This window comes from Streptomyces sp. NBC_01166 (assembly GCF_045039765.1).
Classification (GTDB): Bacteria; Actinomycetota; Actinomycetes; order Streptomycetales; family Streptomycetaceae; genus Streptomyces.
Map to the genome: position 1 here is coordinate 4,826,689 of NZ_CP108613.1, position 24,744 is coordinate 4,851,432.

27 protein-coding genes are annotated in these 24,744 nt (G+C 71.7%); 11 read left to right on the forward strand and 16 right to left on the reverse strand.

Annotated elements, in window-relative coordinates; translation table 11 throughout:
- Window positions 1–35 precede the first annotated feature (35 nt).
- Complete coding sequence (locus OG379_RS22260) at window positions 36–794, reverse strand: GDSL-type esterase/lipase family protein (protein WP_405664857.1); 759 nt, start codon at window positions 792–794, stop codon at window positions 36–38.
- Here OG379_RS22260 and OG379_RS22265 point away from each other — a divergent pair.
- Window positions 793–1,779 carry a WD40 repeat domain-containing protein gene (locus OG379_RS22265; protein WP_405664858.1) on the forward strand — a complete coding sequence of 329 codons (987 nt, stop codon included), beginning with the start codon at window positions 793–795 and terminating at the stop codon, window positions 1,777–1,779. The genes OG379_RS22260 and OG379_RS22265 overlap by 2 nt on opposite strands.
- 136 nt (window positions 1,780–1,915) lie before the next feature.
- Window positions 1,916–2,584 carry a histidine phosphatase family protein gene (locus OG379_RS22270; RefSeq protein ID WP_405664859.1) on the forward strand — a complete coding sequence of 223 codons (669 nt, stop codon included), beginning with the start codon at window positions 1,916–1,918 and terminating at the stop codon, window positions 2,582–2,584.
- Here OG379_RS22270 and OG379_RS22275 read toward each other — a convergent pair.
- Complete coding sequence (locus OG379_RS22275) at window positions 2,581–3,723, reverse strand: serine hydrolase domain-containing protein (RefSeq protein WP_405664860.1); 1,143 nt, start codon at window positions 3,721–3,723, stop codon at window positions 2,581–2,583. The two genes, OG379_RS22270 and OG379_RS22275, sit on opposite strands and share 4 nt — an antisense overlap.
- A 129-nt stretch (window positions 3,724–3,852) precedes the next feature.
- The gene (locus OG379_RS22280) at window positions 3,853–4,782 is read right to left on the reverse strand and encodes a LysR family transcriptional regulator (RefSeq protein WP_405664861.1); all 930 of its coding nucleotides are present in this window, start codon (window positions 4,780–4,782) and stop codon (window positions 3,853–3,855) included.
- 107 nt (window positions 4,783–4,889) lie between these two features.
- On the opposite strand from OG379_RS22280, the gene OG379_RS22285 reads away from it, so the two are divergent.
- Entirely contained in the window at window positions 4,890–5,738 is an 849-nt protein-coding gene (locus OG379_RS22285; RefSeq protein ID WP_405664862.1) for an SDR family NAD(P)-dependent oxidoreductase, read from the forward strand.
- Between the two features lie 89 nt (window positions 5,739–5,827).
- Here the strand turns inward: OG379_RS22285 and OG379_RS22290 are convergent, their stop codons facing one another.
- Complete coding sequence (locus tag OG379_RS22290) at window positions 5,828–6,229, reverse strand: PPOX class F420-dependent oxidoreductase (RefSeq protein ID WP_393757615.1); 402 nt, start codon at window positions 6,227–6,229, stop codon at window positions 5,828–5,830.
- A 43-nt stretch (window positions 6,230–6,272) separates the two neighbouring features.
- Window positions 6,273–7,046: a TetR/AcrR family transcriptional regulator gene (locus tag OG379_RS22295; RefSeq protein WP_405664863.1), complete on the reverse strand. Its 774-nt coding sequence runs from the start codon at window positions 7,044–7,046 to the stop codon at window positions 6,273–6,275.
- Between the two features lie 98 nt (window positions 7,047–7,144).
- Between OG379_RS22295 and OG379_RS22300 the strand changes: the two genes are divergently transcribed.
- From OG379_RS22300 to OG379_RS22310, 3 genes are read left to right on the forward strand one after another with little or no spacing between them, the layout of a single operon-like run.
- Window positions 7,145–8,143 carry an ATP-binding cassette domain-containing protein gene (locus OG379_RS22300; RefSeq protein WP_405664864.1) on the forward strand — a complete coding sequence of 333 codons (999 nt, stop codon included), beginning with the start codon at window positions 7,145–7,147 and terminating at the stop codon, window positions 8,141–8,143.
- Window positions 8,140–8,970, forward strand: a complete 831-nt coding sequence (locus OG379_RS22305) for an ABC transporter permease (protein WP_393757621.1) — start codon at window positions 8,140–8,142, stop codon at window positions 8,968–8,970. Before OG379_RS22300 ends, OG379_RS22305 begins: the two co-directional genes overlap by 4 nt.
- 32 nt (window positions 8,971–9,002) lie before the next feature.
- The gene (locus tag OG379_RS22310; RefSeq protein ID WP_405664865.1) at window positions 9,003–9,557 is read left to right on the forward strand and encodes a GNAT family N-acetyltransferase; all 555 of its coding nucleotides are present in this window, start codon (window positions 9,003–9,005) and stop codon (window positions 9,555–9,557) included.
- Between the two features lie 211 nt (window positions 9,558–9,768).
- Here OG379_RS22310 and OG379_RS22315 read toward each other — a convergent pair whose 3' ends face one another.
- From OG379_RS22315 to OG379_RS22350, 8 genes are all read right to left on the reverse strand, one after another.
- Window positions 9,769–10,380 carry a Uma2 family endonuclease gene (locus OG379_RS22315; RefSeq protein WP_405664866.1) on the reverse strand — a complete coding sequence of 204 codons (612 nt, stop codon included), beginning with the start codon at window positions 10,378–10,380 and terminating at the stop codon, window positions 9,769–9,771.
- A 149-nt stretch (window positions 10,381–10,529) separates the two neighbouring features.
- On the reverse strand, window positions 10,530–11,648 hold the full coding sequence (serC, locus tag OG379_RS22320) for a phosphoserine transaminase (RefSeq protein ID WP_393757627.1): 1,119 nt from the start codon (window positions 11,646–11,648) through the stop codon (window positions 10,530–10,532).
- 140 nt (window positions 11,649–11,788) lie between these two features.
- The gene (locus OG379_RS22325) at window positions 11,789–12,997 is read right to left on the reverse strand and encodes a cytochrome P450 (RefSeq protein ID WP_405664867.1); all 1,209 of its coding nucleotides are present in this window, start codon (window positions 12,995–12,997) and stop codon (window positions 11,789–11,791) included.
- Complete coding sequence (locus tag OG379_RS22330) at window positions 12,994–14,229, reverse strand: cytochrome P450 (RefSeq protein WP_405664868.1); 1,236 nt, start codon at window positions 14,227–14,229, stop codon at window positions 12,994–12,996. Before OG379_RS22330 ends, OG379_RS22325 begins: the two co-directional genes overlap by 4 nt.
- The gene (locus OG379_RS22335) at window positions 14,226–14,882 is read right to left on the reverse strand and encodes an ATP/GTP-binding protein (RefSeq protein ID WP_393757633.1); all 657 of its coding nucleotides are present in this window, start codon (window positions 14,880–14,882) and stop codon (window positions 14,226–14,228) included. Before OG379_RS22335 ends, OG379_RS22330 begins: the two co-directional genes overlap by 4 nt.
- A complete protein-coding gene (locus OG379_RS22340; protein WP_405664869.1) occupies window positions 14,863–15,234 on the reverse strand; it encodes a DUF742 domain-containing protein in 372 nt (123 codons plus the stop codon). Before OG379_RS22340 ends, OG379_RS22335 begins: the two co-directional genes overlap by 20 nt.
- On the reverse strand, window positions 15,231–15,677 hold the full coding sequence (locus tag OG379_RS22345) for a roadblock/LC7 domain-containing protein (protein ID WP_393757637.1): 447 nt from the start codon (window positions 15,675–15,677) through the stop codon (window positions 15,231–15,233). Before OG379_RS22345 ends, OG379_RS22340 begins: the two co-directional genes overlap by 4 nt.
- Window positions 15,674–17,176, reverse strand: coding sequence for a sensor histidine kinase (locus OG379_RS22350; protein ID WP_405664870.1), 1,503 nt, complete (start codon window positions 17,174–17,176; stop codon window positions 15,674–15,676). Before OG379_RS22350 ends, OG379_RS22345 begins: the two co-directional genes overlap by 4 nt.
- 448 nt (window positions 17,177–17,624) lie before the next feature.
- Here OG379_RS22350 and OG379_RS22355 point away from each other — a divergent pair, with 448 nt between their 5' ends.
- Window positions 17,625–19,394 (forward strand): LCP family protein, encoded by a 1,770-nt coding sequence (locus OG379_RS22355; RefSeq protein WP_405664871.1) that lies wholly within the window; start codon window positions 17,625–17,627, stop codon window positions 19,392–19,394.
- A 64-nt stretch (window positions 19,395–19,458) separates the two neighbouring features.
- Here the strand turns inward: OG379_RS22355 and OG379_RS22360 are convergent, their stop codons facing one another.
- Complete coding sequence (locus OG379_RS22360; RefSeq protein WP_405664872.1) at window positions 19,459–20,625, reverse strand: serine hydrolase domain-containing protein; 1,167 nt, start codon at window positions 20,623–20,625, stop codon at window positions 19,459–19,461.
- 66 nt (window positions 20,626–20,691) lie between these two features.
- Window positions 20,692–21,621 (reverse strand): LysR family transcriptional regulator, encoded by a 930-nt coding sequence (locus OG379_RS22365; RefSeq protein ID WP_393757645.1) that lies wholly within the window; start codon window positions 21,619–21,621, stop codon window positions 20,692–20,694.
- Between the two features lie 141 nt (window positions 21,622–21,762).
- Between OG379_RS22365 and OG379_RS22370 the strand changes: the two genes are divergently transcribed.
- From OG379_RS22370 to OG379_RS22380, 3 genes are all read left to right on the forward strand, one after another.
- The gene (locus OG379_RS22370) at window positions 21,763–22,722 is read left to right on the forward strand and encodes an EamA family transporter (protein ID WP_405664873.1); all 960 of its coding nucleotides are present in this window, start codon (window positions 21,763–21,765) and stop codon (window positions 22,720–22,722) included.
- A gap of 93 nt (window positions 22,723–22,815) precedes the next feature.
- A complete protein-coding gene (locus OG379_RS22375) occupies window positions 22,816–23,334 on the forward strand; it encodes a DinB family protein (protein WP_393757826.1) in 519 nt (172 codons plus the stop codon).
- 102 nt (window positions 23,335–23,436) lie between these two features.
- Window positions 23,437–23,604 carry a hypothetical protein gene (locus OG379_RS22380; RefSeq protein ID WP_405664874.1) on the forward strand — a complete coding sequence of 56 codons (168 nt, stop codon included), beginning with the start codon at window positions 23,437–23,439 and terminating at the stop codon, window positions 23,602–23,604.
- 64 nt (window positions 23,605–23,668) lie between these two features.
- Here OG379_RS22380 and OG379_RS22385 read toward each other — a convergent pair whose 3' ends face one another.
- Window positions 23,669–24,082 (reverse strand): spore-associated protein A, encoded by a 414-nt coding sequence (locus OG379_RS22385; protein WP_405664875.1) that lies wholly within the window; start codon window positions 24,080–24,082, stop codon window positions 23,669–23,671.
- A gap of 239 nt (window positions 24,083–24,321) precedes the next feature.
- Here OG379_RS22385 and OG379_RS22390 point away from each other — a divergent pair, with 239 nt between their 5' ends.
- A complete protein-coding gene (locus OG379_RS22390; RefSeq protein WP_405664876.1) occupies window positions 24,322–24,711 on the forward strand; it encodes a signal peptidase I in 390 nt (129 codons plus the stop codon).
- Window positions 24,712–24,744 lie beyond the last annotated feature (33 nt).

Consider the following 24,744-nt stretch of genomic DNA (forward strand, 5'->3'; position numbering starts at 1 on the left):
TCCAGCCCACGGGTGTGAGGGTCAGGGGGATCAGGTCAGGCCGCCGCCAGCGCTCCCGCGTACGGGCCGCCCACGCCCCAGGCCTGGTGCATCGCGTCGGCGAAGGCTCCGGCCAGTTTGTGCTCACCGGTGGGGCCGGGGTGGGTGCCGTCGTAGGTGTCCGTGTGGATGTCGTAGCCCGCGGGGTGCGAGGCCAGCAGGATCGGGGACGAGGAGGTGTCCAGGTCTGCGACCGCCTTCGCGAGGAGCGTGTTGAAGCGGTCGCACTCGGCGGCGAAGGGGGCGTCGGTCTCGGCCCGGATGTTCGGGATGACGGGGAGCAGAACCAGCCTGATCCTCGGGTTGGCGGCGCGGGCCGCGGCGATGAACTCCCGGGCGTTCGCGGCCGTCTGCGTGCTGTCCGTGTAGAAGCCGAGGTCTATCAGGCCGAGCGAGACCAGCAGGACGTCGGCACGGGCCGCCGTGACCGTGTCCGCGATGGCCGGGGCCATGTGGAGCCAGCCCTCGCCCCAGCCGGCCAGGTGGCGGCGGGCGGGCGCGGGGAAGGCCGGGTCGGCGTAGGCGTGGGACAGCGGGGCGTTCGCCCCGGTGTCGTACAGCTCCGCACGCGGGCCGGTGATCGCGTACCCGCCGTCGCCGAGGGTCGCCTCGAGGTGCTGCCACATGCGGTAGCGCCAGGTGAAGTCGCCGGAACGCCCGATGGTCATGGAGTCGCCGACGAAGAGAAAACGCATGGCGACATCATGGCCGATCACCGCTCCGGCCTGCGACGTGACAGTGGACACTTGTGCCATGAGATCGCTGCTGACCGCCTCCGCCGCCGCCACCCTCCTGTTCCTGACGGGGACGGTGCCCGCCGTCGCGGACGACGGGGACGGGGCGGACCGGACCTTCACGATCGAGGACTCCCGCATCACCGAGTCCAGCGGTCTCGCCGCCAGCCGGATCCACCCGGGGATCTACTGGACGCACAACGACAGCGATGACGGGCCGTACGTCTACGCCGTCGACTCCCGGACCGGGAAGACCGTGGCGACGATCACCATGAAGGGTGTGGGGGAGCCACGCGACGTGGAGGCGATCTCCGTCGGGCCCGACGGGAACCTGTACGTCGGTGACATCGGCGACAACCTCGACGGCTCCTGGGACCACGTCTGGATCTACCGCTTCCCCGAGCCGAAACGGCTCGCGGACGCCACGGTGCGGGCGACGCAGTTCGACGTGACGTACGCGGACGGGGCACGCAACGCCGAGGCGATGATGGTCCACCCCAGGACCGGCCGGGTGTACATCGCCTCGAAGAGGGAGGGAGGCGGCGGGCTCTACGAGGGCCCCGAGAAGCTGACCGCCGGCGGGTCCAACGTCTTCCGGCGCGTGGGCGAGGTGCCGTGGGTGACGGACGGGGCGTTCTCGCCGGACGGCGAGGAGCTGGTGCTGCGCTCCTACTTCAGCGCCCGCCGCTACGCCTTCGAGAACGGCCGGCTCGGCGCCGACCACGCGCTGAGCGTGCCGCTCCAGGGGCAGTCCGAGTCGGTGACGTACACGGCGGACGGCTCGGCGATGATGTTCGGCTCCGAGGGGGAGCGGAGCGAAGTGGTGCGCGTCGAGGTGGAGGGCGGGGGCGGCGACAAGGCCTCCCCGAACGGCGGGGGCGGTGGGACGTCCTCCGAGGACGGCGGGGAGGACGGCGTGTCGAAGAAGGGCACCGCCACGGGCGGCGCCGTGGCCGTCGTCGTCATCGTGCTGGCCCTGATCGCGGCCAAGCGCCGCCGGGGGTAGCCGCGAGCCGACCGGGTCACCCCGCCGGCCGTCGAAGGAGGATCAGCGGTGGCAGAGTGGAAGACCGACCCGCCCCCGAGCTCCCCTCAAGACCCCCGAGACCCCGGACCCCCGCCTCACGGAGACAGATCTGTTTATGCGGCTGCTGCTCATTCGCCACGGCCAGACTCCTTCCAACGTCAAGCGCCTGCTGGACACCGCTGAACCAGGCCCGGCCCTGACCCCGCTGGGCCAGGAGCAGGCTGCGGCGCTCCCGGACGCGCTGGCGGCGGAGAGGATCGACGCCCTCTACGCCTCCACCCTGCTCCGCACCCAGCTCACCGCGGCACCGCTTGCGGCGCGGACGGGGCTGGAGGTCCAGGTGCGGGAGGGGCTCCGGGAGCTGTCCGCCGGGGACCTCGAGATGCGCGGGGACGACCAGGCCGTCGAGACCTACATGACCACTGCCTTCGCCTGGTCGGCGGGGGACACCGGCCTCCGTATGCCGGGCGGCGAGAACGGCGTGGAGGCGCTGCGGCGTTACGACGCCGTCGTCGACGAGGCCGCGGGCACCGGGGCCGGGACCGTGGCCATGGTCAGCCATGGCGCCGCCATCCGCATGTGGGTGGCGGCCCGGGCAGAGAACATCGACGTCGACTTCGCGTCCGCCCGCGCGCTGCGGAACACCGGGATCGTCATCCTCTCCGGGGCGCCCGGCGAAGGCTGGCGGGCGCTGCACTGGGAAGGCCGGGCACTCGGCGCGGAGGACAGCGGCATCGGGTCGACGGGCCCGGCGGGCGAGCCCGTCGACGGTACGGAGGGCTAGGGCCCCTCGTGCGACCGGCACAGCTCCCGGTCCACGAGGGCGGTCATGGCCTCCTCGGTGTGCGGGCCGCCGTCACCGGTGACGTACACCACCGCTGTCCGGGTCCCGTCCCGGGTGACGCCACCCCAGGTGAGGTAGCCGAGCAGCTCGCCCCTGTGCCCGAAGTAGCTGCCGCCGCAGGACAGCGGGATCTCGGCCAGGCCGAGTCCGTAGTTCACACCCAGCTCGGGCGCGGGCTCGGTGGCCGTCATCTCGTGGAGCTGTGCCGGAGCCAGCAGACGGCCGCCGAGCAGCGCGGCGTAGAACCGGGTCAGGTCGTGCGTGGTGCTGATGATCGAGCCGCTGCCGACGGCCATGCTCGGGTTGAGCACCGTGACGTCGGTGCCGAACGCGTAGGCGTGGGCGTGCGGGCCCAGGATGAACGGGAAGGCGCCGGGCGTGTTGGTGTCCCGCAGGCCCAGCGGGCGGATGATCCGGTCCGTGACCTCCCGTTCCCAGCTCCGGCCGGTGACCTTGTGGATGATCATCGCGGCGAGAACGTAGTTGGTGTTGGAGTACGACCAGCCGTCGTCGCCCGGGGGGAATTCGGGGGAGTTCCGCATCGCCTGCCTCACCAGGCTCTTGGCGGTGAAGGTGCGGAACCTGTCGGCCCGATAGCCGTCCGCGCTGTTCAAGGCGGGTATCTCCGGCCCGACATCATGGATCCCGCTGGTGTGCTGCAGGAGACGCCGCACGGTGATCAGGCTGCCGTCGTTGCCGTTGCCCCGGACGACTCCTGGGAGCCACTGCTCGACGGTGTCCTCCAGGGACATGCGCCCCTCGCCGACGAGTTGCAGTACGACCGTGGCGGTGAAGGTCTTGGTGGAGCTGCCGATCCGAAATCTTCCGTTCCAGGGCATCGGCTTCCCGGTGTCCCTCCGGGCCGTCCCGGCGCGCGCGCTGTCACGTGTGTGCGGTGACGTCACCTCGGCGCCCACACCGACGGTCCCGGTGTCGTGGATCGCGTCCACCTGCTGCTGGAGCGGATCGGCCCGCTGCGGCCTCGCCACTGCCGTCAGCCCGCTCGACGCGGTGAGGAGGGCCACGGTCAGACCGGTCGCGACCAGCAGGCGTCGCCGACGCCTGGCTAAGACATGCATGATGATCCCTTTTCTCTTCGCTCGCCCGCCGGGGCGGTTCCGCCCGGAGCCGAGGGCCGGTGACCATCCCACCAGCGGAGAGGGGGCCGGCCCATCCGGCCTGCCCCCTGATGCGCCGGTGCGCTGTCCTCAGTGCGGTGCCGGGGGGTTTCCCCCGGCCGCCAGCTCCTCCGCGCCGGCCAGATAGGCGCGGACCAGGGGGCGTTCGTCGTCGCGGCGGGCCGCCACCGCCAGCTCCGAGGGGGTGATGCCCCGGACCGGCAGGCAGATGACGGTGTCACGGGCGATCAGCGGGGCGTTCCCGGACGCCAGCAGCGCCACGCCCTGCCCGTTGGCCACGGCCTCATGCGTCTCCTCGGCGCTGGCGATCACGCCCCCGATCACCGGCTCCCGCCCGCCACGGGCGTCCAGGGCCAGCCAGTGGTCCCGCATCGGTCCTGCGTCCGGGGGCAGGGCGAGGAAGGGCTCGTCCAGGAAGTCCGTGAAGTCGGCCATGCCCTCAGGGTCCTCGGAAGCCCGCGCCGCGAGCGGGTGGTCGGCGGGCAGCGCGATCAGCCTCGGCTCACGGGCCACGACCACGCAGCGGTAGCGCCCGGCGTCCGGCAGCGGCAGCCAGACGAACGACACGTCGCAGGAACCGTCCGCCAACCCGGCGCTCGCGTCGGCCCAGTTGACCTGGCGCAGCACCGGGCGGACGGTGGGGAAGCGGGCGGTGAGGCGGGCCCGCAGGGCGGGCAGCAGGCCACGGCCCGGGCTCGTGGACATACCGATGGTCAGCGTGGTCCGCTCGGCGGCCTTCGCCTCCTCCAGCGCCTGTTCCGCCGCCGTCCAGGCCGCCAGCACCGCGCGGGCGTGCGGCAGCAGGGCCTCGCCGGCCGCCGTGAGCCGGACCGTACGCCGGTCCCGGTCGAAGAGGTCGGCGCCGGTCTGCTTCTCCAGCATCCGTATCTGCTTGCTGAGCGCGGGCTGCGAGACGAAGAGCCGCTCGGCGGCCCGGGTGAAGCTCAACTCCTCGGCCACAGCGGTGAAGTAGCGGAGATCGCGCCCGTGGACGTCCATAACTCATGGCTATCACAGGAAGTCTTGGACGCGCCCCGGGGCCCGGGCGAAGGATGGGACCAGCCGACGGGAACGGTCCCGGAGGGCGGACGGCGAGGGAGACCATCATGAGCGCGAACGACGGCAAGGTGTGGCTGGTCACCGGGGCGAACAGCGGCTTCGGGCGCGCCGTCGCGGAGGCCGCGGTCGCCGCGGGCGACACCGTGATCGCCGCGGTCCGGCGGCCCTCGGCGATGGACGACCTGGTCGCCGCCCACCCCGACCAGGTCGAGGCGATCGGTCTGGACATCACCGACGGCGAGCGGGTGGACGAGGTCGCCGCCGATGTCCTGGCCCGCTACGGCAGGGTGGACGTCCTGGTCAACAACGCCGGGCGCACCCAGGTCGGCGCGTTCGAGGAGACCACGGAGCGGGAGCTGCGGGACCTCTTCGACCTGCACGTCTTCGGTCCCGCCCGGCTGACGCGGGCTCTCCTGCCGAGCATGCGGGAGCGGCGCAGCGGGGCGGTCGTGATGATGAGCAGCATGGGAGGCCAGCTGTCCTTCCCCGGCTTCTCGGCGTACAGCGCCACCAAGGCCGCGCTGGAACAGCTCTCCGAGGGCCTGGTCGACGAGGTGCGGCCCTTCGGCATCAAGGTGCTGGTCGTGGAGCCGGGCGCCTTCAGGACCAACCTCTTCGGCAAGGGCGCGGCGTACTTCAGCGAGGAGACCGAGGCCTACACCGGTACGGCCGGTGTGACCCGGCGGACCGTGGAGGCCGGTGGAGGTGACGCGCCGGGTGACCCGGCGAAGGCCGCGGCGGCGATCCGGCTGGCGCTGGAGGCCGAGCGGACCCCCCTGCGGCTGCCGCTCGGCGGGGACGCGGTCGACGCCCTCGCCGGTCACCTCGACTCGGTGCGGGCGGAGCTGACCGAGTGGGAGAAGGTCTCCCGGGGCACGGACTTCGACGGCGTGTGACCCGCCGGGGCGCCCGCCTGCGGGGCCCGCGTCGGGCTGCCGGGCGGCCGCGCCGCCCGCCCCGCGCCCGGCAGCCCTGTCCGGGCCGCTCAGATGTCGTCGGTGACGGGGCGCAGCTCGTAGTGGAGGGTGCGGTCGCGCTTCAGCCGGTGGGTGAGCGGGACGGCCACGCCCTGGAGCGCCGGGTACTTCCGGGAGAGCGTCCGGGCCGCGTGGGTGTTCTCCTTCGAGTCCTGCGGCAGGAGCCGCGCCCATGCCTTCACCGGCGGCCCGGTCGGCGCGCCCCGCACGGTGCACGGGGCGATCTCCACGACCGGATGGTTACGCATCCGGTCGACCTTCCAGGCCGAGGAGAACGTACGGATGTAGGCGTGGTCCCCCTCGACGGCGATGCTGACGGGGGTCTTGGCAGCTGATCCGTCCGGCCTGCGGCTGCTGAGCAGGACGGTGTACTGCTTCACGAAGGGCTCTAGCTCCCGGATCGTCTCCATACATCCCATGGTGCATGAAAACGGTGCGATACGGGCTTTTCGGTCACTGCTCCTCGCGCTGCCGGACCAGGGTCTCGAGGCCGTCGATGATGCGGCCCAGGCCGAATGCGAAGTGGTCGAAGTCGGAGGCGAACGCATCCTCCGACAGGGCGGCCATGTGCGGGTAGTCGCCGCTCAGCATGGCCCGCTCCAGGTAGGGGCGCTGGCCCTCCCAGAAGGCGGCGTCGTCCAGGCCCGTCTCCCGGGCGGCTTCCACGGCGTGGTTCTCGGTGCGGGCGAGGCCCTCGACGAAGCTGTTGACCGTGATGATCACCCCGATCAGCTCGGGGTCGGTGAGCCCCATGCCCCGGAGGCCGGTGAGGGCCAGTTCGAGGCCGCGCAGGGCGCTCGGGCCGAGGACCGTGCGCGCCTGGTTGATCTTGAGGAGCCACGGGTGGGCCCGGAGGGTGGCCAGGTAGGTGCGGGCCATCACGTCGACGGCCACCCGCCAGTCCCCGGGCACCTCCGAGGCGTCCACGGCGAGCGGTTCGCCCTGGACGCGGTCGAGCATCAGGTCGAGCAGTTCGGCCTTGCCCGGGACGTACCGGTAGAGCGTCATCGTGCCGGTGCCGAGCTCCGTGGCGAGTGAGCGCATCGAGAGGACGTCGAGGCCCTCCGCGTCGGCGATCCCGATGGCCGTGGTGACGATCCGGTCGAGCGTGAGACCCGGCTTGGGGCCGCGGCTGGGGCGCTCGCCGGTGCCCCACAGGAGCTCCAGGCTGCGCCCGATGTCGCCGCTGCCCGTGGTCGTGCCGTCTGCCCGTGCGCTCTTCGCCATGGCCTCAGGGTAAGCCCGTCGGCAGAAAACTGGGTACGGTGTACTCGTAATCGGGTACGGTGTACTCAGTTTATCGGAGTCGGAGAGGGGAGTGAGCCATGTCCGCATCCGGATATGCCGTGCTGGCCGAGCGGGTGGTGAAGAGGTACGGGGCGAAGAAGGGGGCAGCGGAGAAGCACGCGCTCGACGGGTTCGACCTCGCGGTCCGCCGCGGGACCGTGCATGGGCTGCTCGGGCCGAACGGGGCGGGGAAGACCACCGCCGTCCGGGTTCTCGCGACCCTGCTGCGGTTCGACGCCGGCCGGGCCGAGGTCGCGGGTCTGGACGTGGCGCGCGAACCGCGCCGCGTACGGAGCCGGATCGGGCTCGCCGGACAGTACGCCGCCGTGGACGAGGTGCTCACCGGCAGGCAGAACCTGGAGATGTTCGGCCGCCTCTTCCATCTGGGCGCCGACGGGGCCCGGCGGCGTGCCGGGGAACTGCTGGAGCAGTTCGACCTGGTCGACGCCGCGGGCAAGGGCGTCAAGGAGTACAGCGGAGGGATGCGGCGGCGGCTCGACCTGGCCGCCTCGATGATCCTGGCACCCACCGTGCTGTTCCTCGACGAGCCGACGACCGGTCTCGACCCCCGCGGCCGCGGCGAGGTCTGGGACGCCGTACGGAAGCTCGTGGCCGGCGGGACGACGGTGCTGCTGACCACGCAGTATCTCGACGAGGCCGACAAGCTCGCCTCGCGCATCACCGTCATGGACCGCGGGCGGGCCATCGCCGACGACAGTCCGGACGGGCTCAAGGACCGGGTAGGCGGTGACCGGATCGAGGTCGTCGCCGCAGAACCCGCCGACCTGCCCGCGGTGGCGAAGGCCGTGGACCGGGTGGCGGGCGGCGGACTGGTGGTGACGGATGCGCCCGACCGCCGTGTGCACGCCCAGGTCGCCGACCGGGTGGCCGCGCTGACCGAGGTCGCGCGCGCCCTCCAGGACGAGGGGGTCGCGGTGGAGGACATCGGGCTGCGCAGGCCGAGCCTGGACGACGTGTTCCTGCGCCTGACGGGACGCGGGGCGGAAGCCGCCGCGGGAATGGAGGTCGCGGCATGACCACCCTGGAACTGCACGCCACCACGGGCCGCGAGCGGAGCCGCGCGTACTGGGCGCTCGCCGACTGCTGGAACGTCACCCGCCGCAGCCTCACCCACTACCAGCGGCAGCCTCTCGCGATCATCTGGCAGCTCGGTTTCCCGATCATCTCCGTGCTGCTGTACGGCTATGTCTTCGGCAGCGCGATGAAGGTCCCCGGTGGCGGCGACTACCGGGAGTTCCTGATGCCCGGCATGTTCGCCACGACCATGACCATGGGCTTCATGAGCACCGCCACGGCCGTGGTCACGGACGCCGGCAAGGGCGTCATCGACCGCTTCCGGTCCATGCCCATGGCGCCGTCCGCCGTCGCCACCGGGCGCGGCGTCGCGGACCTCGTGGTGGCCTGCGCCGAACTGGCGATCCTGGCCGCCACGGCGCTCGCGATCGGCTGGCGGGCCGGCGGCAGCCCACTGGAGGCGGTGGCGGCCTTCGGGCTGCTCCTGCTGCTCAGGTTCAGCCTGATCTGGGTGGGCGTCTGGCTGGGGCTGGTCGTCCCGAACGCGGAGTCGGCGGGCGGGCTGTACGCCATCGCGTTCCCCGTCACCATGATCTCCAGCGCCCTGGTCGCCCCTTCGCTGATGCCCGGCTGGCTGGGCACACTCGCCGCCTGGAACCCGGTCTCCTCCACGGTCACCGCCGCCCGGCAGCTGTTCGGCAACCCCGTGGCGAGCGGCGGCACCTGGGTCGAGGAACACGCCCTGCTGATGGCACTGGTGTGGCCCTCGGCGATCACGCTGGTGTTCCTGCCGCTCGCCGTACGCAGATTTCAGCGGCTCAGCCGCTGATCCTCGGCGGGACGCCGCGTAGGCTCCGCCTCATGCAGGTCAACGGGGCCCCCGAGCCCTTCTCCACCTCCCGTCTCGACGCGCTCCCGCTCGACGTCGCGCACGCGGAGGAGATGGCCGTGGTCCTCTTCGACCCCGCCCTGCACACCTACACCGGAGGAACTCCGGAGGACGCCGGCACCCTGCGGGCCCGCTACGAGCGCCAGACCGCCGGCTCGCCCGACCCCGCCGAGCGCTGGTGGAACTGGGTGCTCCGGGTGCGTACCGACGGATACCTGGCCGGGTACGTCCAGGCCACCGTGCGCGGGGCGCGGGCGGAGGTCGCCTGGGTGGTCGGGGCCCGGTGGCAGGGCAGGGGATACGCCAAGGAGGCGGCGGCCGGCCTGGTCCGGCACCTGCTGGACCAGGGCTCCGTCCACACCGTCGTCGCCCACATCCACCCGGGCCACGCGGCGTCCGCCGCCGTGGCCTCGGCCGCCGGACTGCTGCCGACGGGCGAGTGGGAGGACGGCGAGGTGCGGTGGCGGCTGGACGTGTCCACGGATGCCGCGCCGGGCCGGGTGGCGGACGCCGGGCACGGTCCCTGATCACGGCATGGCAGAAATTGTCTTGTACCTGCGGAGAGCGCGGTGCGTGGATACCGCCCCGGTTCCCGAGCGATCGACGGAGGCCCCGGGATGGGCGAACCGCGTCGGTGGTGGCCCCGGGGCTCAGGAAGCGGGGTGAGTCCCCGCGGAACCGCCGTACGGCACAGTCCTTGTCATGCCGGGGAACGCAACAGCCGGTGCTGACACGGCCTCAGGCGCGAGGACGGCCCGCCTTGACCAGCTCGGCGACGTCGAGGGTCATCTCCGCACCGATCGACGCGGGAAGCGCGGCCGACTGGCCCGGGGCGTAGACCTCGTGGCTGTCGTACGTGCAGCCGGTGGGCTCCGTCAGGACGTGGAGGCGGCCGTGGCGGCGGTCCAGGATCACGTACACCGGGATCTTGGCCTCGGCGTACGCGGAGACCTTGTTGCGCAGGTCGCTCTTGTAGTTGCCGGAGGTCACTTCCAGGACGAGGCGGAAGACGGCCGGGTCGTAGCAGTTGTTCTCCATCAGATGCCCGTCGAAGTCCGCGTCGACGACGGCGAGGTCCGGGATGGCGTAGTCCTCGGGCCCGCCGGGCAGCCACAGGCCGATCGACTGGAGGACTGTGGTCTCCCCGTCGTCGAGCCCGGCCGCGATGAAGGGCCGCATGAGCTTGGTCAGAGCGCGCGCGTGCGGGCCGTCCGGGGGTGGGGCCACGGTGATGACGCCTCCGATGATCTCGACGCGATAACCCGGAAGCTGCTCCGTCAGGCGGTTCGCCGTGACGAGCATCGGTTCCGGCTCATCGTCACAGGGGTGCTCGACTGCTGCTGCAGACATGAGGGCCCTCCTGGAACGGCTGGTGTCGAGACCATCATCGTAGGGCGGGACGCCCCACTTCGTCCCGCAGGCGGTTCATCACCCGGGTGAGTGAAGCAGAGACGGCCCTGCACACCGAGGTGTGCAGGGCCGTCCCGGACGGGTGACCGTCAGAGCTTGTCGATCACGTAGTCGATGCAGGCGGTGAGCGCCTGGACGTCCGCCGGGTCGATCGCCGGGAACATCGCCACGCGCAGCTGGTTGCGGCCCAGCTTGCGGTACGGCTCCGTGTCGACGATGCCGTTGGCGCGGAGCACCTTGGCGACGGCCGCCGCGTCGATGCCGTCCTCGAAGTCGATCGTGCCGATGACCTGCGAGCGCTTCGCCGGGTCGGTGACGAACGGGGTGGCGTACTTGGACTCCTCGGCCCAGCCGTACAGGTGCTGCGAGGACGCGGCCGTACGGCCGGTCGTGAAGTCCAGGCCGCCCTGGGTGTTCATCCACTTCAGCTGCTCGTTCAGCAGGAAGAGGGTGGCCAGCGCCGGGGTGTTGTACGTCTGGTTCTTGAGGGAGTTGTCGATCGCCGTGGGCAGCGAGAAGAACTCGGGGACGTGCCGGCCCGACGCGTGGACGCGCGCGGCGCGGTCCAGGGCCGCCGGGGAGAACACGCCGATCCACAGTCCGCCGTCGGAGGCGAAGGACTTCTGCGGGGCGAAGTAGTAGACGTCCGTCTCGGCGATGTCGACCGGCAGGCCGCCCGCGCCGGAGGTGGCGTCCACCAGGACGAGGGAGCCCTCGTCGGCGCCCGCGACCCGCTTGACCGGGGCCGCGACACCGGTGGAGGTCTCGTTGTGGGTGAAGGCGTAGACGTCGACGCCCGCCTCGGCCTTCGGGTCCGGGTGGGTGCCCGGGTCCGAGGCGATGACGGTCGGGTCGGACAGCCACGGGGCGAGCTTGGCGGCCTTCGCGAACTTCGAGGAGAACTCGCCGAAGTTCAGGTGCTGGGACTTCGACTCGATCAGACCGTGCGTCGCGACGTCCCAGAAGGCGGTGGAGCCGCCGTTGCCCAGGATCACCTCGTATCCCTCGGGGAGGGAGAAGAGGCTGCGCACGCCGTCACGCACCTCGCCGACCAGGTTCTTGACCGGGGCCTGGCGGTGAGACGTACCGAGAAGAGAGGTGCCGGTCGCGGCCAGCGCGTCGACCGCCTCCGTCCGCACCTTGGAGGGCCCGGCGCCGAAACGTCCGTCGGCGGGCTTGAGGTCTGCGGGAATCTGGATGTCAGCCACGATCCGGAGCGTAGTCCCTCCCGGAAGCGGTCGAGGACCGTGTCCGTCCGATGAGACACACGCTCCGGATCGTGGGCGTCCGGTGCGGCGGGAGACCGGGGCCTCCCGCCCGACCCGGACGAGAGGCCATCGAGCCGTGATCAGCCGAGATCGACCGGGAGCTCGTACAGGTCGTTCTGGGTCACGATCGGCTTGTTCCGCAGCTCGGAGGCCGGTACAGCGAGGTCCAGGTCGGGGAAGCGCTCGTAAAGGGCGGGCAGCGCGACCCCCGCCTCCAGCCGGGACAGCGCGGCGCCGGGGCAGACGTGCGGGCCGTGGCCGAAGGCGATGTGGCGGTTGGGGGAGCGGGTGATGTCGAACTCACCGGCGGTCGGCCCGTACTGCTTCTCGTCGCGGCCCAGTGCGCCGAACGAGACGATGAGGGCCTCGCCCTTCGGCAGGACCTTGTCGCCGACCTCGATGTCCTCGGTCGCGAAGCGGATCAGGACGTGCGAGGTGGGGGTGTTCCAGCGCAGCGTCTCCTCGATGACGTTCTCCCAGGGCACCTCGCCGCTCAGCACGCGCTTGCGCTGCTCGGGGTGGGTCTGGAGCGCCTCCACGACGTTGACGACCAGGCTGATCGTGGTCTCGTGGCCGGCCGCGATGATCAGCTGCAGCGTGTTGACGATCTCCTCGTCGGTGAGGTGGTCGCCCTCCTCGGAGGCCGCGATCAGGGCGCTGGTCAGGTCGTCGCCCGGGTTCGCCCGCTTGTCGTGGACGATCTTCGTGAAGAGGGCGCCGAGGTCCGCCATCATCTGCGGGACCTCCTCCGGCGGGGTCTGCGTCGAGAAGAACTTCTCGAACAGCTCCTTGAGCCGGGGGTGGTCGGCCGCGTCCACGCCCATCAGGTCGCTGATGACGTTCATCGGCAGCGGGTAGGCGAACTCCGCCTTCAGATCGACGGTCTCACCCTTGGGCAGCGCCGCCAGCCGGTCCAGGGAGGCGTTCGTCAGCGCCTCGATGCCGGACCGCAGCCGCTCCACCCGCTTCACGGTGAGCGCCTGCGCGACCAGGCTGCGCAGCCTGCGGTGCTCGGTCCCGTCGACCGTCAGCATGGAGCGGCCCGGGTTGGCGAGTCCGATCAGCGGCCAGTCCATCGGGATCTCGCCGCGCTGCCAGGCGTTCCAGACGTTGATGTCCTTGACCACGCGGCTGTCGGTCAGCAGCTGGCGTGCCTCGGCGTGGTGCGTCACCGCGTAGCAGTGCACCCCGCCGGGGAGCTCCACCTCGGCCAGCGGCCCGGCGGCGCGCAGGGCGGCGCTCTCGGTGTCGAGGTCGGCGACGAGGGGATCGAGGGCGATCCGGGTCATTTCTGGCCTCCAAGTGCTGGGGTGGGCGTGAAGAGCACCGGCAGCTCCGTCAGCCCCCGCAGCCACGGGGACGGGCGCCGGGTCAGCTGCTCCTCGGGGATGGCGAGGTCCACGTCCGGGAGCCGGTCCAGGAGCACCTCGATCCCCGTACGGGCGATGACCTCCGCGGTCTCCTGGGCGGGGAACGGGCAGCGGTGCTCGCCGTGGCCGAAGGAGAGGAACGCGTTGTTGCCGCCGGTCAGGGCGGAGCCGTCGGTGCGTACCTGCGGGTCGCCGTTGGCGGCGGCTATACCGAGGAGCAGCAGGTCACCGGCGCGGATGTGGCGTCCGCCGAGGTGGGTGTCGCGGGACGCCCAGCGGCCCGCGACGTTCTGGGTGGGGGTGTCCTCCCAGAGCACCTCGTTCATGGCCTCGGCGACGCTGTGCCGGCCGCCGGACAGCGACGCGGCGAAGCGGTCGTCGGTGAGCATCAGCCGCAGGGAGTTGCCCATCCAGTCGGCGGTCGGCTGGTGGCCCGCCGCCATCATCACCATGAGGTCCTGGGCGACCTCCTCGTCGGTGAAGCCGCCCGGGTCCTGGAGCATCCGGCTCGCGACGTCGTCGCCGGGCCCGGCGTGCTTGTCGAGGAGGAGCTGCTGCATGGCCGCGCCGAGGTGCTGCTGTCCGGCCAGGGCCCTCTCACGGCCGTCGATCATGTCGTTGAGCGCGCCGACGAGGGGCCCTCCGACCTCGTCGCTGAAGCCGTAGATCCTCGCGAGGACGCGGGCCGGGAGCAGCATCGCGTACTCGGCGATGATGTCGGTGCGGCCGGTGGAGCAGAAGCCGTCGATGAGGTCGTCGGCGAACTCCTCCGCGTACCGCTTGAGCGCGAACGGGTCGACGGCCTCCAGCGCGTTGCTGATCATCGACGCCCGGACGGTGTGCCGCTCACCGACCGTGTACAGGATCGACGGCTGCTTGCGGCCGATCATCGGCAGCAGCGGCCAGCCGTCCGGGATGTTCTCCCACTGGTTCCACAGGTCCGAGTCCCGGCTGAAGAGCACCGGGTCGTTGGTGACCTGGTGCAGCTCCCGGTAGCCGAGGATCAGCCAGGCGGGTATGTCGCCGTCGAGCGCGACGGGGGCCACGGCGCCGTGGTCGCGTCGCATGTCCCGGTACACCTGCACGGGGTCGGTCTGGAAGCGCGGCCCGGACAGGGGCACGGAGCCGTGGGACACGGGGCACTTGGTCACGGGGTCCGCTCCGGGGTCATCGCCGCGGCGCCCTGGCCGGCCGCGAGTGCCGCTTCGGCACCCTTCGCGCGGGCGAGGGAGAGAGCGTGGAGGTGCTCGACGAGCGTGATCAGGACGTACTTGCTGGAGGAGCGGTCCCGGGCGTCGCACTCGACGAGCGGGACGTCGGGGGAGAGGTCGAGGGCCTCGCGGATCTGCTGCTCGGTGTGGAGCGGGCCGCCGAAGTCGTTGCACGCGACGATGAACGGCGTGCCGTGGTGCTCCAGCCGGTCGATCGCGTACCAGGAGTCGGCGAGCCGCCGGGTGTCGACGAGGACGACGGCGCCCAGGGTGCCGGAGAAGAGGCGGTCCCACAGGAACCAGAAGCGTTCCTGTCCGGGCGCGCCGAAGAGATAGAGGACCGACCGCGCGTCGAGCGTGATGCGGCCGAAGTCGAAGGCGACCGTGGTGGACGTCTTGGAGTGCACACCGTCGAGGTCGTCGACCGCCTCGCCCGCGCGGGTCATGGTCTCCTCCGTGTTGAGCGGACGGATCTCGCTCACGGATCGGACCATGGTTGTCTTGCCGACCCCGAAGCCGCCGACAACGACGATCTTCAGTCCGTTGTCGGCCGTCGCCTGCAGGGCGGCACGGTCAGAGGTTGCGGAGTCCAACGAGCACCTGTTCCAGGGTGTCGGTGTCGGGGAGCCGGTCCTCGACACGTGCAGTACGGGGGTGGCGGGCGCTGATCCGGCCGGTGTCGAGCAGGTCGCACAGCATGATGCGGACGATGCTGACGGGCAGACTCAGGGTGGCCGAGATCTCGACGACCGCGGTAGGGCTGTGGCACATCCGCAGGATCGCGACGTGCTCCGACTGCATCCCGGGGTTCGGTTCGCACTCGGCGACGACGAGCGTCACCAGGTCGAACGCGGCCGAGTCGGACCGGCTGCGGCCACCCGTCAGGGTGTACAGCCGGTCCGGGTCGTCATCGCGTCCGGGGCGGGGGCGCGGGACCGATGTCATACGTCCGCTTTTTCCGTGGCCGGGGCCGCCGCGTCGCCGGCCACGGGGTCACGCGGAGGTGCGACGAGGTATTCGCCGAGCTGCTCGACGAGTTCGCTCATGTTGTGGCCGACGAGGCCGACGTCGGAGTCCTCGGCCGCCACGACCGCCAGGTGGGCGCCCGCGCCCGCTTCGACGATGAACAGCACGCCGCCGTAGAACTCGGTCATCGCGGACCGTACGCCGCCGGTGCCGTCACCGAACTCCATGGACGCGCCGTGCGACAGGCTCTGGATGCCGGCGGAGATCGCGGCCAGCTGGTCGGCCTGGTCGACTGAGAGTTCGGGGGTGCGGCACAGCTTCAGGCCGTCCCGGGACAGGACGAGGGCGTGCCGGGCGCCGGGCGTGCGGTCGAGCAGCCCCTCCAGCAGCCAGTTCAGCTTCTCGTCGGTGGTCGCGCTCATCGGGTGTTGCCTTCCGGGTGCGGGGAGTTGGCTCGTACGGCCTTGCTGAAGGTGCTGAAGCGGGCAGCCTGCACCTTCGGGTCGGTGGTACGGGGCCTGGGGGTTTCGGCTCCGCCGGGGGCGGCATCGCCGGTACGTGCTTCGGCGGCGGCCAGGGTGCGGCCGCGGCGGCGCTTGGGCAGGCCGCTCTCTCCGAACTGGGGGACGGAACCGGTGGACTCGGACGCCGACTCGGGCTTCCCGGGCGCGGACGCCGTGCGGGACGCGGACCCGGGGGAGCCCGCCGTGGCCCGGCCCCGGTCCTCCGCGTCCGGCGTCGCGTGGTCGGGCTCCGGCTCGGGGTGCCGGGCGGGCTCGGGGGCCGGGGCGGGCGTGGGCGTACGGGAGATGAGCTCCTGCGGCAGCATCATCAGCGCGCCCGTGCCGCCGCGCGCCGACGGCCGGAAGGAGACGGTGAGGCCGTGCTTCCTGGCCAGTCGGCCGACGACCGCGAGTCCGAGCCGGGTGCCGGAGAGCCCCGTGAGGTCCTGGTTGTCGGCGGAGACGGCCCGTTCGGCGCGGCGCAGCTGCACATCGCTCATCACCAGGCCGCTGTCCTCGACGGTGACGACGATGCCCGCCGGGACCTCCTCGACGTACACGTGCACCTCGGCGGTGGGCGGCGAGAAGTTGGCAGCGTTGTCGAGGAGCTCCGCCAGGGCGTGCATGACGCCCTCGGCGGCGTGGCCGGCGATCGCCACATCGCTGGTGGAGTGGAGGCGGATGCGCTGGTAGCCGCCGATACGGCCCATCGCGCCGCGCAGGATCGACTCCATCACGATCGGCTTGGCCCAGCGGCGCCCGGAACGCGCCCCGGTCAGCACGGCGATGGAGTCGGCGAGACGGCCCGCCTGCGCCGTGCGGTGGTCCAGGTGCAGCAGGTCGCCGAGCACGTCCTCGGCGGTGTGCCGGTGCTCCATCTCACGCAGGTCGGCCAGCATGCTCGTGGCCAGGGCCTGCATCCGGCCGGCGGCGTTGGCACACGCGGCGACCGCGGCGGAGCGCTCGGTCTCGCTGCGCCGGGCGCGGGCGGTGAGGCGCGCGGTCTCGGCGGTGAGCCGCTCGTGCTGCTCGGCCGCCTCGGCGGTGACCCGTGCGACACGCTCGTCCGCCTCGGCGGTGACCCGGGCCGCCTCGGAAGAGGCCGCCGCTCTGATCCGGGCGGTCTCCGCGGTGAAGCGCTGCGCCTCGGCGGCGGAGGTCGAGACGAGGCGGGAGGTCTCGGCGGTGAAGCGTTCGGAGTCGGCGGCCCGCAGGGCCCGCAGGTTGCGGGCGGTGGCGAGCGTGTGGACCGTCACGGCCACCGCGACGCACAGCAGCACGGCGGCGGCACCCGCCCCCCAGGCGAGCGGTGTCCGTACCGAGGCGGGCGCGGCGGAGACCGCCCACAGGCACAGAGCACCGGTAACGGCTGCCGAGATCAGCAGGGCGAGTGCGGTCGGCCGGAGTGAAGGGCGCAATCGGAGTCCTCGGGGCGGACGGTGCGGCGGGAGGGACAGGTGCGACGAGGGGACAATCGGGGCATATCGGTGTGGTGACGGCGAAAGAACCACAACTGGAGCTGATTGTTCCTGATCAAGTCACGGCAACTATAGGAGAATTGGCGACTTGTTTGGGGATTCCTTGTGGCCACTTCTGTATGAAATCTGGCTCGAACCGACCTGATTCGTGTCCGTCGGCGCGTGTTTCCGGCGTTGCGTGAGAGGCGGGGTGGGTGACTCATGGTGAATGTGTGGGTATGTCCCCTGTGTGGGGCTTGATTTGTCACGATCGTCGCTCCCGGGCCGGTGGCCAGCTAGTGTGAGCGCTCCGGTGCGTCCGACCTCCCAGGTCGGCACTGCCGTAAGACACACCGCGCGCCTTGAAGGGGGAGGCGCCGCGTGGCCCCGACGGAGGACGCAGGCAACCGTGGACGCGCAAGGCCGTGGGCGGGACGAGGGTATCGACCCCGCAGACCAGTGGGTACTCAACCCGGACACCGGTGATTACGAACTGCGACTGACCCCCTCCCCAGGGCGATCATCCGCGTCGGCCGGTACGTCGGAGGCCGGGACGCCCGGACCGCGCCGCAGGCCGAAGCCGGGGACGACACCGTCCGGCGACCGGGCATCCGTGCCCGGCCAGCGCGGCGGCCGCAGGGGTGCGGGCGGCGCCGGCGGGCGCGGGGACCGGGACGAGCCGCGGAAGCCGGGGAACCGGGCGGCAGCGCCTGCCACCGGGCGCCGCAAGGCGAAGCCCAGGAAGTCCCGCAAGAAGAAGGCCCTGGTGTGGACCGGCGGTGTGCTCGCCTTCCTCCTGGTGGGCACCGGCACCGCGGGCTACCTCGTGTACCAGCACTTCAACGGCAACATCACCGCCGTCTCCACCGACGGGGCCGGCACCGGTGGCTTCAGCAAGGACCGGGCGATCAACGTCCTGGTGATCGGGACCGACAAGCGGACCGGCGAGGGCAACGAGGGCTACGGGGACGCGGGGAGTGTCGGCCACGCCGACACCAACATCCTGTTCCACGTCTCCAAGGACCGTACGAACGCGACCGCGCTGAGCATCCCCCGGGACCTGATAACCGACATCCCCAACTGCCCCACGAAGCTGGAGAGCGGGGAGGAGAAGGACATCCCCGCGACCACCGGGGCGCGCTTCAACACCAGCCTCGGACAGTCCGACCGCACGCCCAGCTGCACCATGCGGACCGTCACCGAGCTCACGGGCCTGAAGGTCGACCACTTCATGGTGGCCGACTTCAACGCGGTCAAGTCCCTGACGACGGCCGTCGACGGCGTGGAAGTCTGCCTCGCCAAGGACATCGACGACAAGGACTCCCACCTCAAGCTGCCCAAGGGGAAGCACAGCCTCCAGGGCGAGGAAGCCCTGGCCTTCCTGCGCACCCGGCACTCCGTCGGATTCGGCAGTGACCTGAGCCGCATCGAGATCCAGCAGCAGTTCCTGGGCTCGTTGATGCGCAAGCTGAAGTCCAACGACACCCTGACCAGCCCCACCAAGATGTGGTCGCTCGCAGAGGCCGCCACCAAGGCGCTCACCGTCGACGACAAGATCGACGACATAAACCAGCTCCGCAAGCTGGGCATGGAGCTGGCGTCGGTCGATCCCAAGAACATCACGTTCACCACCGTCCCGGTGCGGGACAACCCGGATGACGTGGCGACCGTCCTGCTGGACAGCGCCAAGGCTCAGAAGGTCTTCTCGATGATGCGTGAGGACGTCTCCTTCACCGCGGTGGAGAAGCAGGAGAAGGCCGCGGCGAAAGCCAAGAACGACGCCAAGCTGAAGGGCGAGAAGGCCGACGCGGCGGACGTGCGGGTCGACGTCTTCAACGGCGGCGCGCCCGCCGGCTCCGCGCAGAGCGCCCTGGACTGGCTGCAGAACGAAGAAGGCGTGCTGAAGTCCACCAACAAGGCGAACGCGCCCGAGGACGTGAAGAAGACCCAGCTCGTCTACGCCCCCAACCAGGCGGACCAGGCCCGCAGCCTGGCCGCCATGATGGGACTGTCGGCCTCGGCCCTCAAGCCGACCACGACGGACGCGGGCGAGATGGACCCCATGGTGCTGACCCTGGGCCCGGACTTCACGGAGGCGGGCAGCCCGCTCTCGGCCCCCGACAAGACGCCGGAGGGCGTCCAGCGCGTGGAGGCCGACAAGGCGGTCTGCGCCAAGTGACCCGGGCCGGCCCCGCGGCCCACCGCGGGGCCGGCCCGGGCCGGGCCCCGCGACCGGCCCCGTCTCAGAGCTTCGCGACGGCCTCGCTCACCGCCGCGGACAGCCGCTCGTTCTCCGCGGCGGCACCGCCGGGAAGGGCGAAGCGCCGCCGGGTGTAGCCGTAGGCCACACCGTTGACCGGATCCGCGTACGCCTGCGACCCCGCGGCTCCCGAGTGCCCGAAGGCGCCCTCACCCAGGGCCGGGTAGTGCCCTTGCTGCGCCTCGAAACCCAGGGCGAAGGGGTCGGCCTGGGCGGTCACCACGTCGGTGCCCTTCCACCGCACCCGGCCTGCCTCGGCCACCGTCTCCGGGGTGAGCAGCGGCGGCAGACCGTCCAGCCCGGAGACCGCCGCGGCGTACATCCCCGCCAGCCCTCGCGCCGAGCCCACCCCGCCGACCGAGGCGGGGCCGAGCGCGCGTACGGCGCGTGTGTTGGCGAGGGCGACCAGATCGAGCGGCGGGTCCTCCGCGAAGCCGAACGCGAGCGCCGTCAGGCTGTCCAGGTCGAGCGGGTTCGCCGCGGCCTCCGCACGCTGCTCGGGGGTGGCCACGGCGGGTCGGATGGCCACGTAACGGGGTTCGAGGGCCTCGGGCAGGCCCAGGTGGAAGTCGAGCCCGTACGGCGCGCGCACCCGCTCCTCGTAGATCTCCTGGATCGACCGCCCGGTGACCCGGCGGACCACCTCGCCGGTGAGGGCGCCGATCATCAGCGCGTGGTAGCCGACCTCCGTGCCGGGCGTCCAGTAGGGCCGCTGTCCCGCCAGCCGCCCGGCGATGAGGCGGTCGTCGGCCAGCTCCTCGATGCGGAACCCGCCGTCGGCCCAGATCAGCCCGGCCCGGTGCGCCAGCAGCTCGCGTACGGTCAGTTCGCCCTTGCCCTCGGCGGCGAACTCCGGCCAGTAGGACGCGACCGTGCGGTCCGGGTCCATGACCCCGTCCTGGATGAGAAGGGCGACGACGAGATGCGCGGCGCCCTTGGTCGAGGAGTACACGGCGGGCAGCGAGTCGCCGTCGATGCCCTCCCCGGCCCACAGGTCCACCACGGGCCGGCCGTGGTGGTACACGGCGAGCTGGCTGCCCGGCTCGGTGTGGTCCGCGGCGAGTACGGCGGCGAACTCCTCCCGTACGCCCTCGAAGCCCGCCGCGACCGTGCCGTGCACGTTGATGGTGGTATCGCCGGTGTCCGTCATGAGACGTCCCCCCCTGGAGTGATCGACCTGATCGGTACAGGTCCCCAACTCCCTTACGTCACGGCTTCATTCCCCGCCGGCTGACGGAATTCCGGACGGCGTGCCCTGTTCCCGCGCCACGATCTCCCGGGCGAGCGCCGCCAGTCGGGGCAACGCTGGATGGCCGGGGCCGTCCCGGCGTGCCAGCAGGACGGGCAGCGGCGGGGCGTCGTCCAGCGGCACGTAGATGACACCCGCATACGCGTGCATCCGGGCGGTGGAGGTCCCCGAGACCCCGACGCCCCGCCCGGCCGCGATGGCGGTGAACCAGTCGTCGGTGTTGGCGACGGTGACGGTGGCGGCGGGCCGGGCGTCCGGGGGCCACAGGCCTAGCGTGGTGGTGCCCGAGACGGTGTTGAGGACGACCGGATCACCGGTCAGATCCGCCAGCGAAACGGAGGTACGGGCGGCGAGCGGGCCGTCGGCGGCCACGGCCGCCACCCGGGCCTCGGTGAACAGCACCTCGGTGACGAGTCCAGGGGTCTCCACGGGCCCGCGCAGCAGCGCCGCGTCCACCTCGCCGCGGGTGAGACCGGCCGTACGGTCGTCGATCCGGAGCAGTTCGAGCGGGGTCCCCGGGTGGCGCTGCTGCCAGGCCCGCAGCAGCGGCGTGGTGTACGGGCCGAGCGCGGACCAGGCGTGCCCGATCCGCAGCGGCCGGTCGTGAGGCCGTCCCGGGTCGACGGCCTCGTCGAAGGCGCCGACCGCGGCGGCCGCCTTGTCGCGGAAGGAGACGCCTTCGGGGGTGAGGGCGAGGTGGTGGGTGGACCGGTCGACGAGCCGGACGCCCAGGTGCCGCTCCAGGGCGGCGAGCGTGCGGGATACGACCGGCTGGGTCACGCCGAGCAGGGCGGCGGCGCGGGTGACGCTGCCCTCGTCGGCGATGGCGAGGAAGGCCCGAAGGTGCCGGACCTCGATGGAGCGGCCGCCGTTCCCCGTGCCCTGTCCAGTGCTCATGCCTGCGGAGCATAACGGGAGCACAATCGGCATTTCACGGGAGGCGCGCGGGTCCCTACGGTGAGGAGGTGGAGGACCCCCGCCCGGTGCCGTATCGTAGACCTCTTGGTGCACTTCATTAGACTGAATGAAAGGTTTCCGGTGAACGACCCGCGCGCTGCCGCAGAGCCCGCCGCCGCCGTTGCCGTACCCGAGGCGGTGTCCGCGCTCGACGAGCCGGGACACGGCCGGCCGGGGCGCCCCGGCGCCCGGAGAGCCGCACTCGGCCCGGTCGCGCTGGTGGTGGCGGGCGGGCTCTCCGTCCAGTTCGGCGCGGCGGTCGCCGTCCTGCTGATGCCGAAGGCGGGCGCGCTCGGCGTCGTCACCCTGCGCCTCGCCGCCGCGGCTGTCGTCCTGCTGGTCATCTGCAGGCCGAAGCTGCGGGGGCACTCGCGCGCCGACTGGGGCACCGTGGTCGCCTTCGGTGTCGCGATGGGCGGCATGAACATGCTCTTCTACCAGGCCGTCGACCGCATCCCGCTGGGCGCGGCCGTCACCCTGGAGGTGCTGGGGCCCCTGGTCCTGTCCGTCGTCGCCTCCCGCCGGCTGACCAGCCTCGTCTGGGCCGCTCTCGCCCTCGGGGGTGTCGTCCTGCTCAGTGGCGGCGGCTTCGACCGCCTGGACCCGGTCGGGGCGGCGTTCGCCCTGGGTGCGGGCGTGATGTGGGCGCTGTACATCCTCTTCAGCGCCCGCACCGGCCGCCGCTTCCCGCAGGCGGACGGGCTGGCCCTCGCCATGGCGGTGGCAGCGGTCCTCTCGCTGCCCCTCGGCATCATGGAATCGGGCTCGAAGCTCGTCGTCCCGACCACGCTGGCTCTGGGTGTGGCCGTGGCGCTGCTGAGCTCGGTCCTTCCGTACACCCTCGAACTCATGGCCCTGCGCCGGCTGCCCGCGCCCACCTTCGCTGTCCTGATGAGCCTGGAACCGGCCATCGCGGCCACGGCGGGCTTCCTCCTCCTCGACCAGGCCCTCTCGTCCACCGACGCCCTCGCCATCGCCCTGGTCATCGGGGCGAGCATGGGCGCGGTGCGCAGCCAGACGCGGGGTGCGCGGAAGCGGTGAGTCCGCCGCGCCGGGGGACCGGCCTGCCCGTTCCGCCTGCGCGGGCAGGCGTCCGATCCTAGGGTGGTCGCGATGGCCGACCTGGAGGAACACATGCCCGAACGCGACGATCTCTTGGCGCTCGTGACCGATCAGCGCACCAACTTTCTCTACACCGTCGCGGAGCTCGACGACGCCGGGGCCCGCGCCCGGACGACGGTCAGCGAGCTGACCCTCGGCGGACTCCTGAAGCACCTCGGAGGCGTGCAGCGCAGTTGGCTCGACGTCGTCGAGGGCACCGCCCCCGCCAAGATCGACTGGGCGGACCTCGACCCCGACGGCAACCGGATGACCGACGCCGAGACGGTGCCCGGGCTGCTGGAGGCCTTCCACGCGGCGGCGGCCGCCTTCGACCGTACGGTGCGCGAGGAGGCCGACCTCGACCGCGAGGTCACGCTGCCCACGTACCCCTGGTCGCCCCCGGAGCCGGTCGTCTGGACCGTCCGCCACGTCCTGTGGCACATCTTCCGGGAGATCACCCACCACAGCGGCCATGCCGACATCATCCGCGAAGCGCTGGACGGCGCCAGCACCACGGCGAAGATGGCCGAGGCGGCGTCGAAGGGGCAGTGACGCGGCCCCCGCGCGGAGGCGGGGACTCCCGGCGCGGCGTCACCGCGCCGGGAGTGGGCACGGGGAGCACGATGGAAGGGAGCGAAGGAAGGAGGCCCGCGCATGGGAGCCACCAAGGAAACCGATGAGTACGCCGGGCTGTACTCGCACACGCCCTCGCAGGCCGAGGGCGAACGCGAGGAGCCGGTCGTGCGCGGCAGGTCCCCCGAGACCCACCCCGACGTCCCCCGGACCGAACCCTCCCAGGCGGAGGGCGACCGCACGGAGTAGCCCGGGAGATCTCTCACCCGTCGGCGGCGAGGTCGAGTGCCGACCTGACGTGTGGGGTGCCGGCTCAGCCGCAGTGGACGCCGTAGTTGACGCGCGTGTAGTTGGACGCCGCGCGGCCGCCCCAGTCGATGCACGAACCCTTGGCGTAGGCGTAGACCGGACCCGCGTAGTAGCTGAACACCCCGTCGTCCAGCTCACTGGACTTCCACGTGGTGGAAGTGCTGTGCAGCCGCAGACGGGCGCCCAGGATCTGGGACGTCCCCGGGGCGTCGCCGACGGTCACGACGCAGTTGTAACCGGTGGAGCTGTTGTAGGTCAGGAACGTGTTGCCGTCGCCGACATCCATGGAGTCGATCACGCTGTAACCCGACCCGCAGGCGCTGTTGTAGGAAGCGGCCTCGGCGGTGCCGACCGTGAGGGTCATCCCGGCGGCGGTGAGGCCGAGGACCGTCGCAGCGGACGCGAGTCGTCTGGGCATGCGCATGAGTGAACTCCTGGTGGGCTTGTCGAGATGTCGAAACCGGCCGGGCGAGGCGGAACCGGCGCGCGGTATGGTCCGTAGCGACCAAGATCATTTCACGACTCGTTCATTCCGGAGAACTGTTGTGCGGCGATGGCTGAATGGGTGCGAACAATGGCCGATGTGAGTCAACCGCCCCGGCGTTCGCTGGGAAGTCACGGACTGGATAACGCCCGGAATGTTCGAAGGGGATGTCCGTGACTCCCCGTCGGCCGGGCGCCGGTGGCGGGGATGGTGTGTATGCAGGCCGTGCGGAGGTGGACGCGGCGCTGGACCGCGGATGGCTGCTCGGCCACTTCAAGGACCCCTCCGACCCGCGCCACAGCGAGGCCCTGGAGATCAAGTGGGGCATCCATCCGCAGGGGGACGAGCGGCCTGAGTGGGTGCGGGGCGAGGAGCGCACCGCCCTGCTCGTGCTTGTCAGCGGCCGCTTCCGGATGCGGTTCCCCGAGCGTGACGTGCTGCTGGAACGCCAGGGTGACTACGTCGTGTGGGGCCGGGGTGTCGACCACTCCTGGCACGCGGAGGAGGAGTCCGTGGTGCTGACCGTGCGCTGGCCCTCCGTGCCGGGATACCGGGCCGACTGAGCGCCCTCCACCGGGGTCAGGGTCGCCGAACAA

What these genes read in the sequence shown, in the direction of transcription:
- OG379_RS22265 (WP_405664858.1), top strand. Translation starts at nt 793, where the DNA reads ATGAGATCGCTGCTGACCGCCTCCGCCGCCGCCACCCTCCTGTTCCTG.
- OG379_RS22260 (WP_405664857.1), bottom strand. Translation starts at nt 794, where the DNA reads ATGGCACAAGTGTCCACTGTCACGTCGCAGGCCGGAGCGGTGATCGGC.
- OG379_RS22270 (WP_405664859.1), top strand. Translation starts at nt 1,916, where the DNA reads ATGCGGCTGCTGCTCATTCGCCACGGCCAGACTCCTTCCAACGTCAAG.
- OG379_RS22275 (WP_405664860.1), bottom strand. Translation starts at nt 3,723, where the DNA reads ATGCATGTCTTAGCCAGGCGTCGGCGACGCCTGCTGGTCGCGACCGGT.
- OG379_RS22280 (WP_405664861.1), bottom strand. Translation starts at nt 4,782, where the DNA reads ATGGACGTCCACGGGCGCGATCTCCGCTACTTCACCGCTGTGGCCGAG.
- OG379_RS22285 (WP_405664862.1), top strand. Translation starts at nt 4,890, where the DNA reads ATGAGCGCGAACGACGGCAAGGTGTGGCTGGTCACCGGGGCGAACAGC.
- OG379_RS22290 (WP_393757615.1), bottom strand. Translation starts at nt 6,229, where the DNA reads ATGGAGACGATCCGGGAGCTAGAGCCCTTCGTGAAGCAGTACACCGTC.
- OG379_RS22295 (WP_405664863.1), bottom strand. Translation starts at nt 7,046, where the DNA reads ATGGCGAAGAGCGCACGGGCAGACGGCACGACCACGGGCAGCGGCGAC.
- OG379_RS22300 (WP_405664864.1), top strand. Translation starts at nt 7,145, where the DNA reads ATGTCCGCATCCGGATATGCCGTGCTGGCCGAGCGGGTGGTGAAGAGG.
- OG379_RS22305 (WP_393757621.1), top strand. Translation starts at nt 8,140, where the DNA reads ATGACCACCCTGGAACTGCACGCCACCACGGGCCGCGAGCGGAGCCGC.
- OG379_RS22310 (WP_405664865.1), top strand. Translation starts at nt 9,003, where the DNA reads ATGCAGGTCAACGGGGCCCCCGAGCCCTTCTCCACCTCCCGTCTCGAC.
- OG379_RS22315 (WP_405664866.1), bottom strand. Translation starts at nt 10,380, where the DNA reads ATGTCTGCAGCAGCAGTCGAGCACCCCTGTGACGATGAGCCGGAACCG.
- OG379_RS22325 (WP_405664867.1), bottom strand. Translation starts at nt 12,997, where the DNA reads ATGACCCGGATCGCCCTCGATCCCCTCGTCGCCGACCTCGACACCGAG.
- OG379_RS22340 (WP_405664869.1), bottom strand. Translation starts at nt 15,234, where the DNA reads ATGACATCGGTCCCGCGCCCCCGCCCCGGACGCGATGACGACCCGGAC.
- OG379_RS22345 (WP_393757637.1), bottom strand. Translation starts at nt 15,677, where the DNA reads ATGAGCGCGACCACCGACGAGAAGCTGAACTGGCTGCTGGAGGGGCTG.
- OG379_RS22360 (WP_405664872.1), bottom strand. Translation starts at nt 20,625, where the DNA reads ATGACGGACACCGGCGATACCACCATCAACGTGCACGGCACGGTCGCG.
- OG379_RS22365 (WP_393757645.1), bottom strand. Translation starts at nt 21,621, where the DNA reads ATGAGCACTGGACAGGGCACGGGGAACGGCGGCCGCTCCATCGAGGTC.
- OG379_RS22375 (WP_393757826.1), top strand. Translation starts at nt 22,816, where the DNA reads ATGCCCGAACGCGACGATCTCTTGGCGCTCGTGACCGATCAGCGCACC.
- OG379_RS22380 (WP_405664874.1), top strand. Translation starts at nt 23,437, where the DNA reads ATGGGAGCCACCAAGGAAACCGATGAGTACGCCGGGCTGTACTCGCAC.
- OG379_RS22385 (WP_405664875.1), bottom strand. Translation starts at nt 24,082, where the DNA reads ATGCCCAGACGACTCGCGTCCGCTGCGACGGTCCTCGGCCTCACCGCC.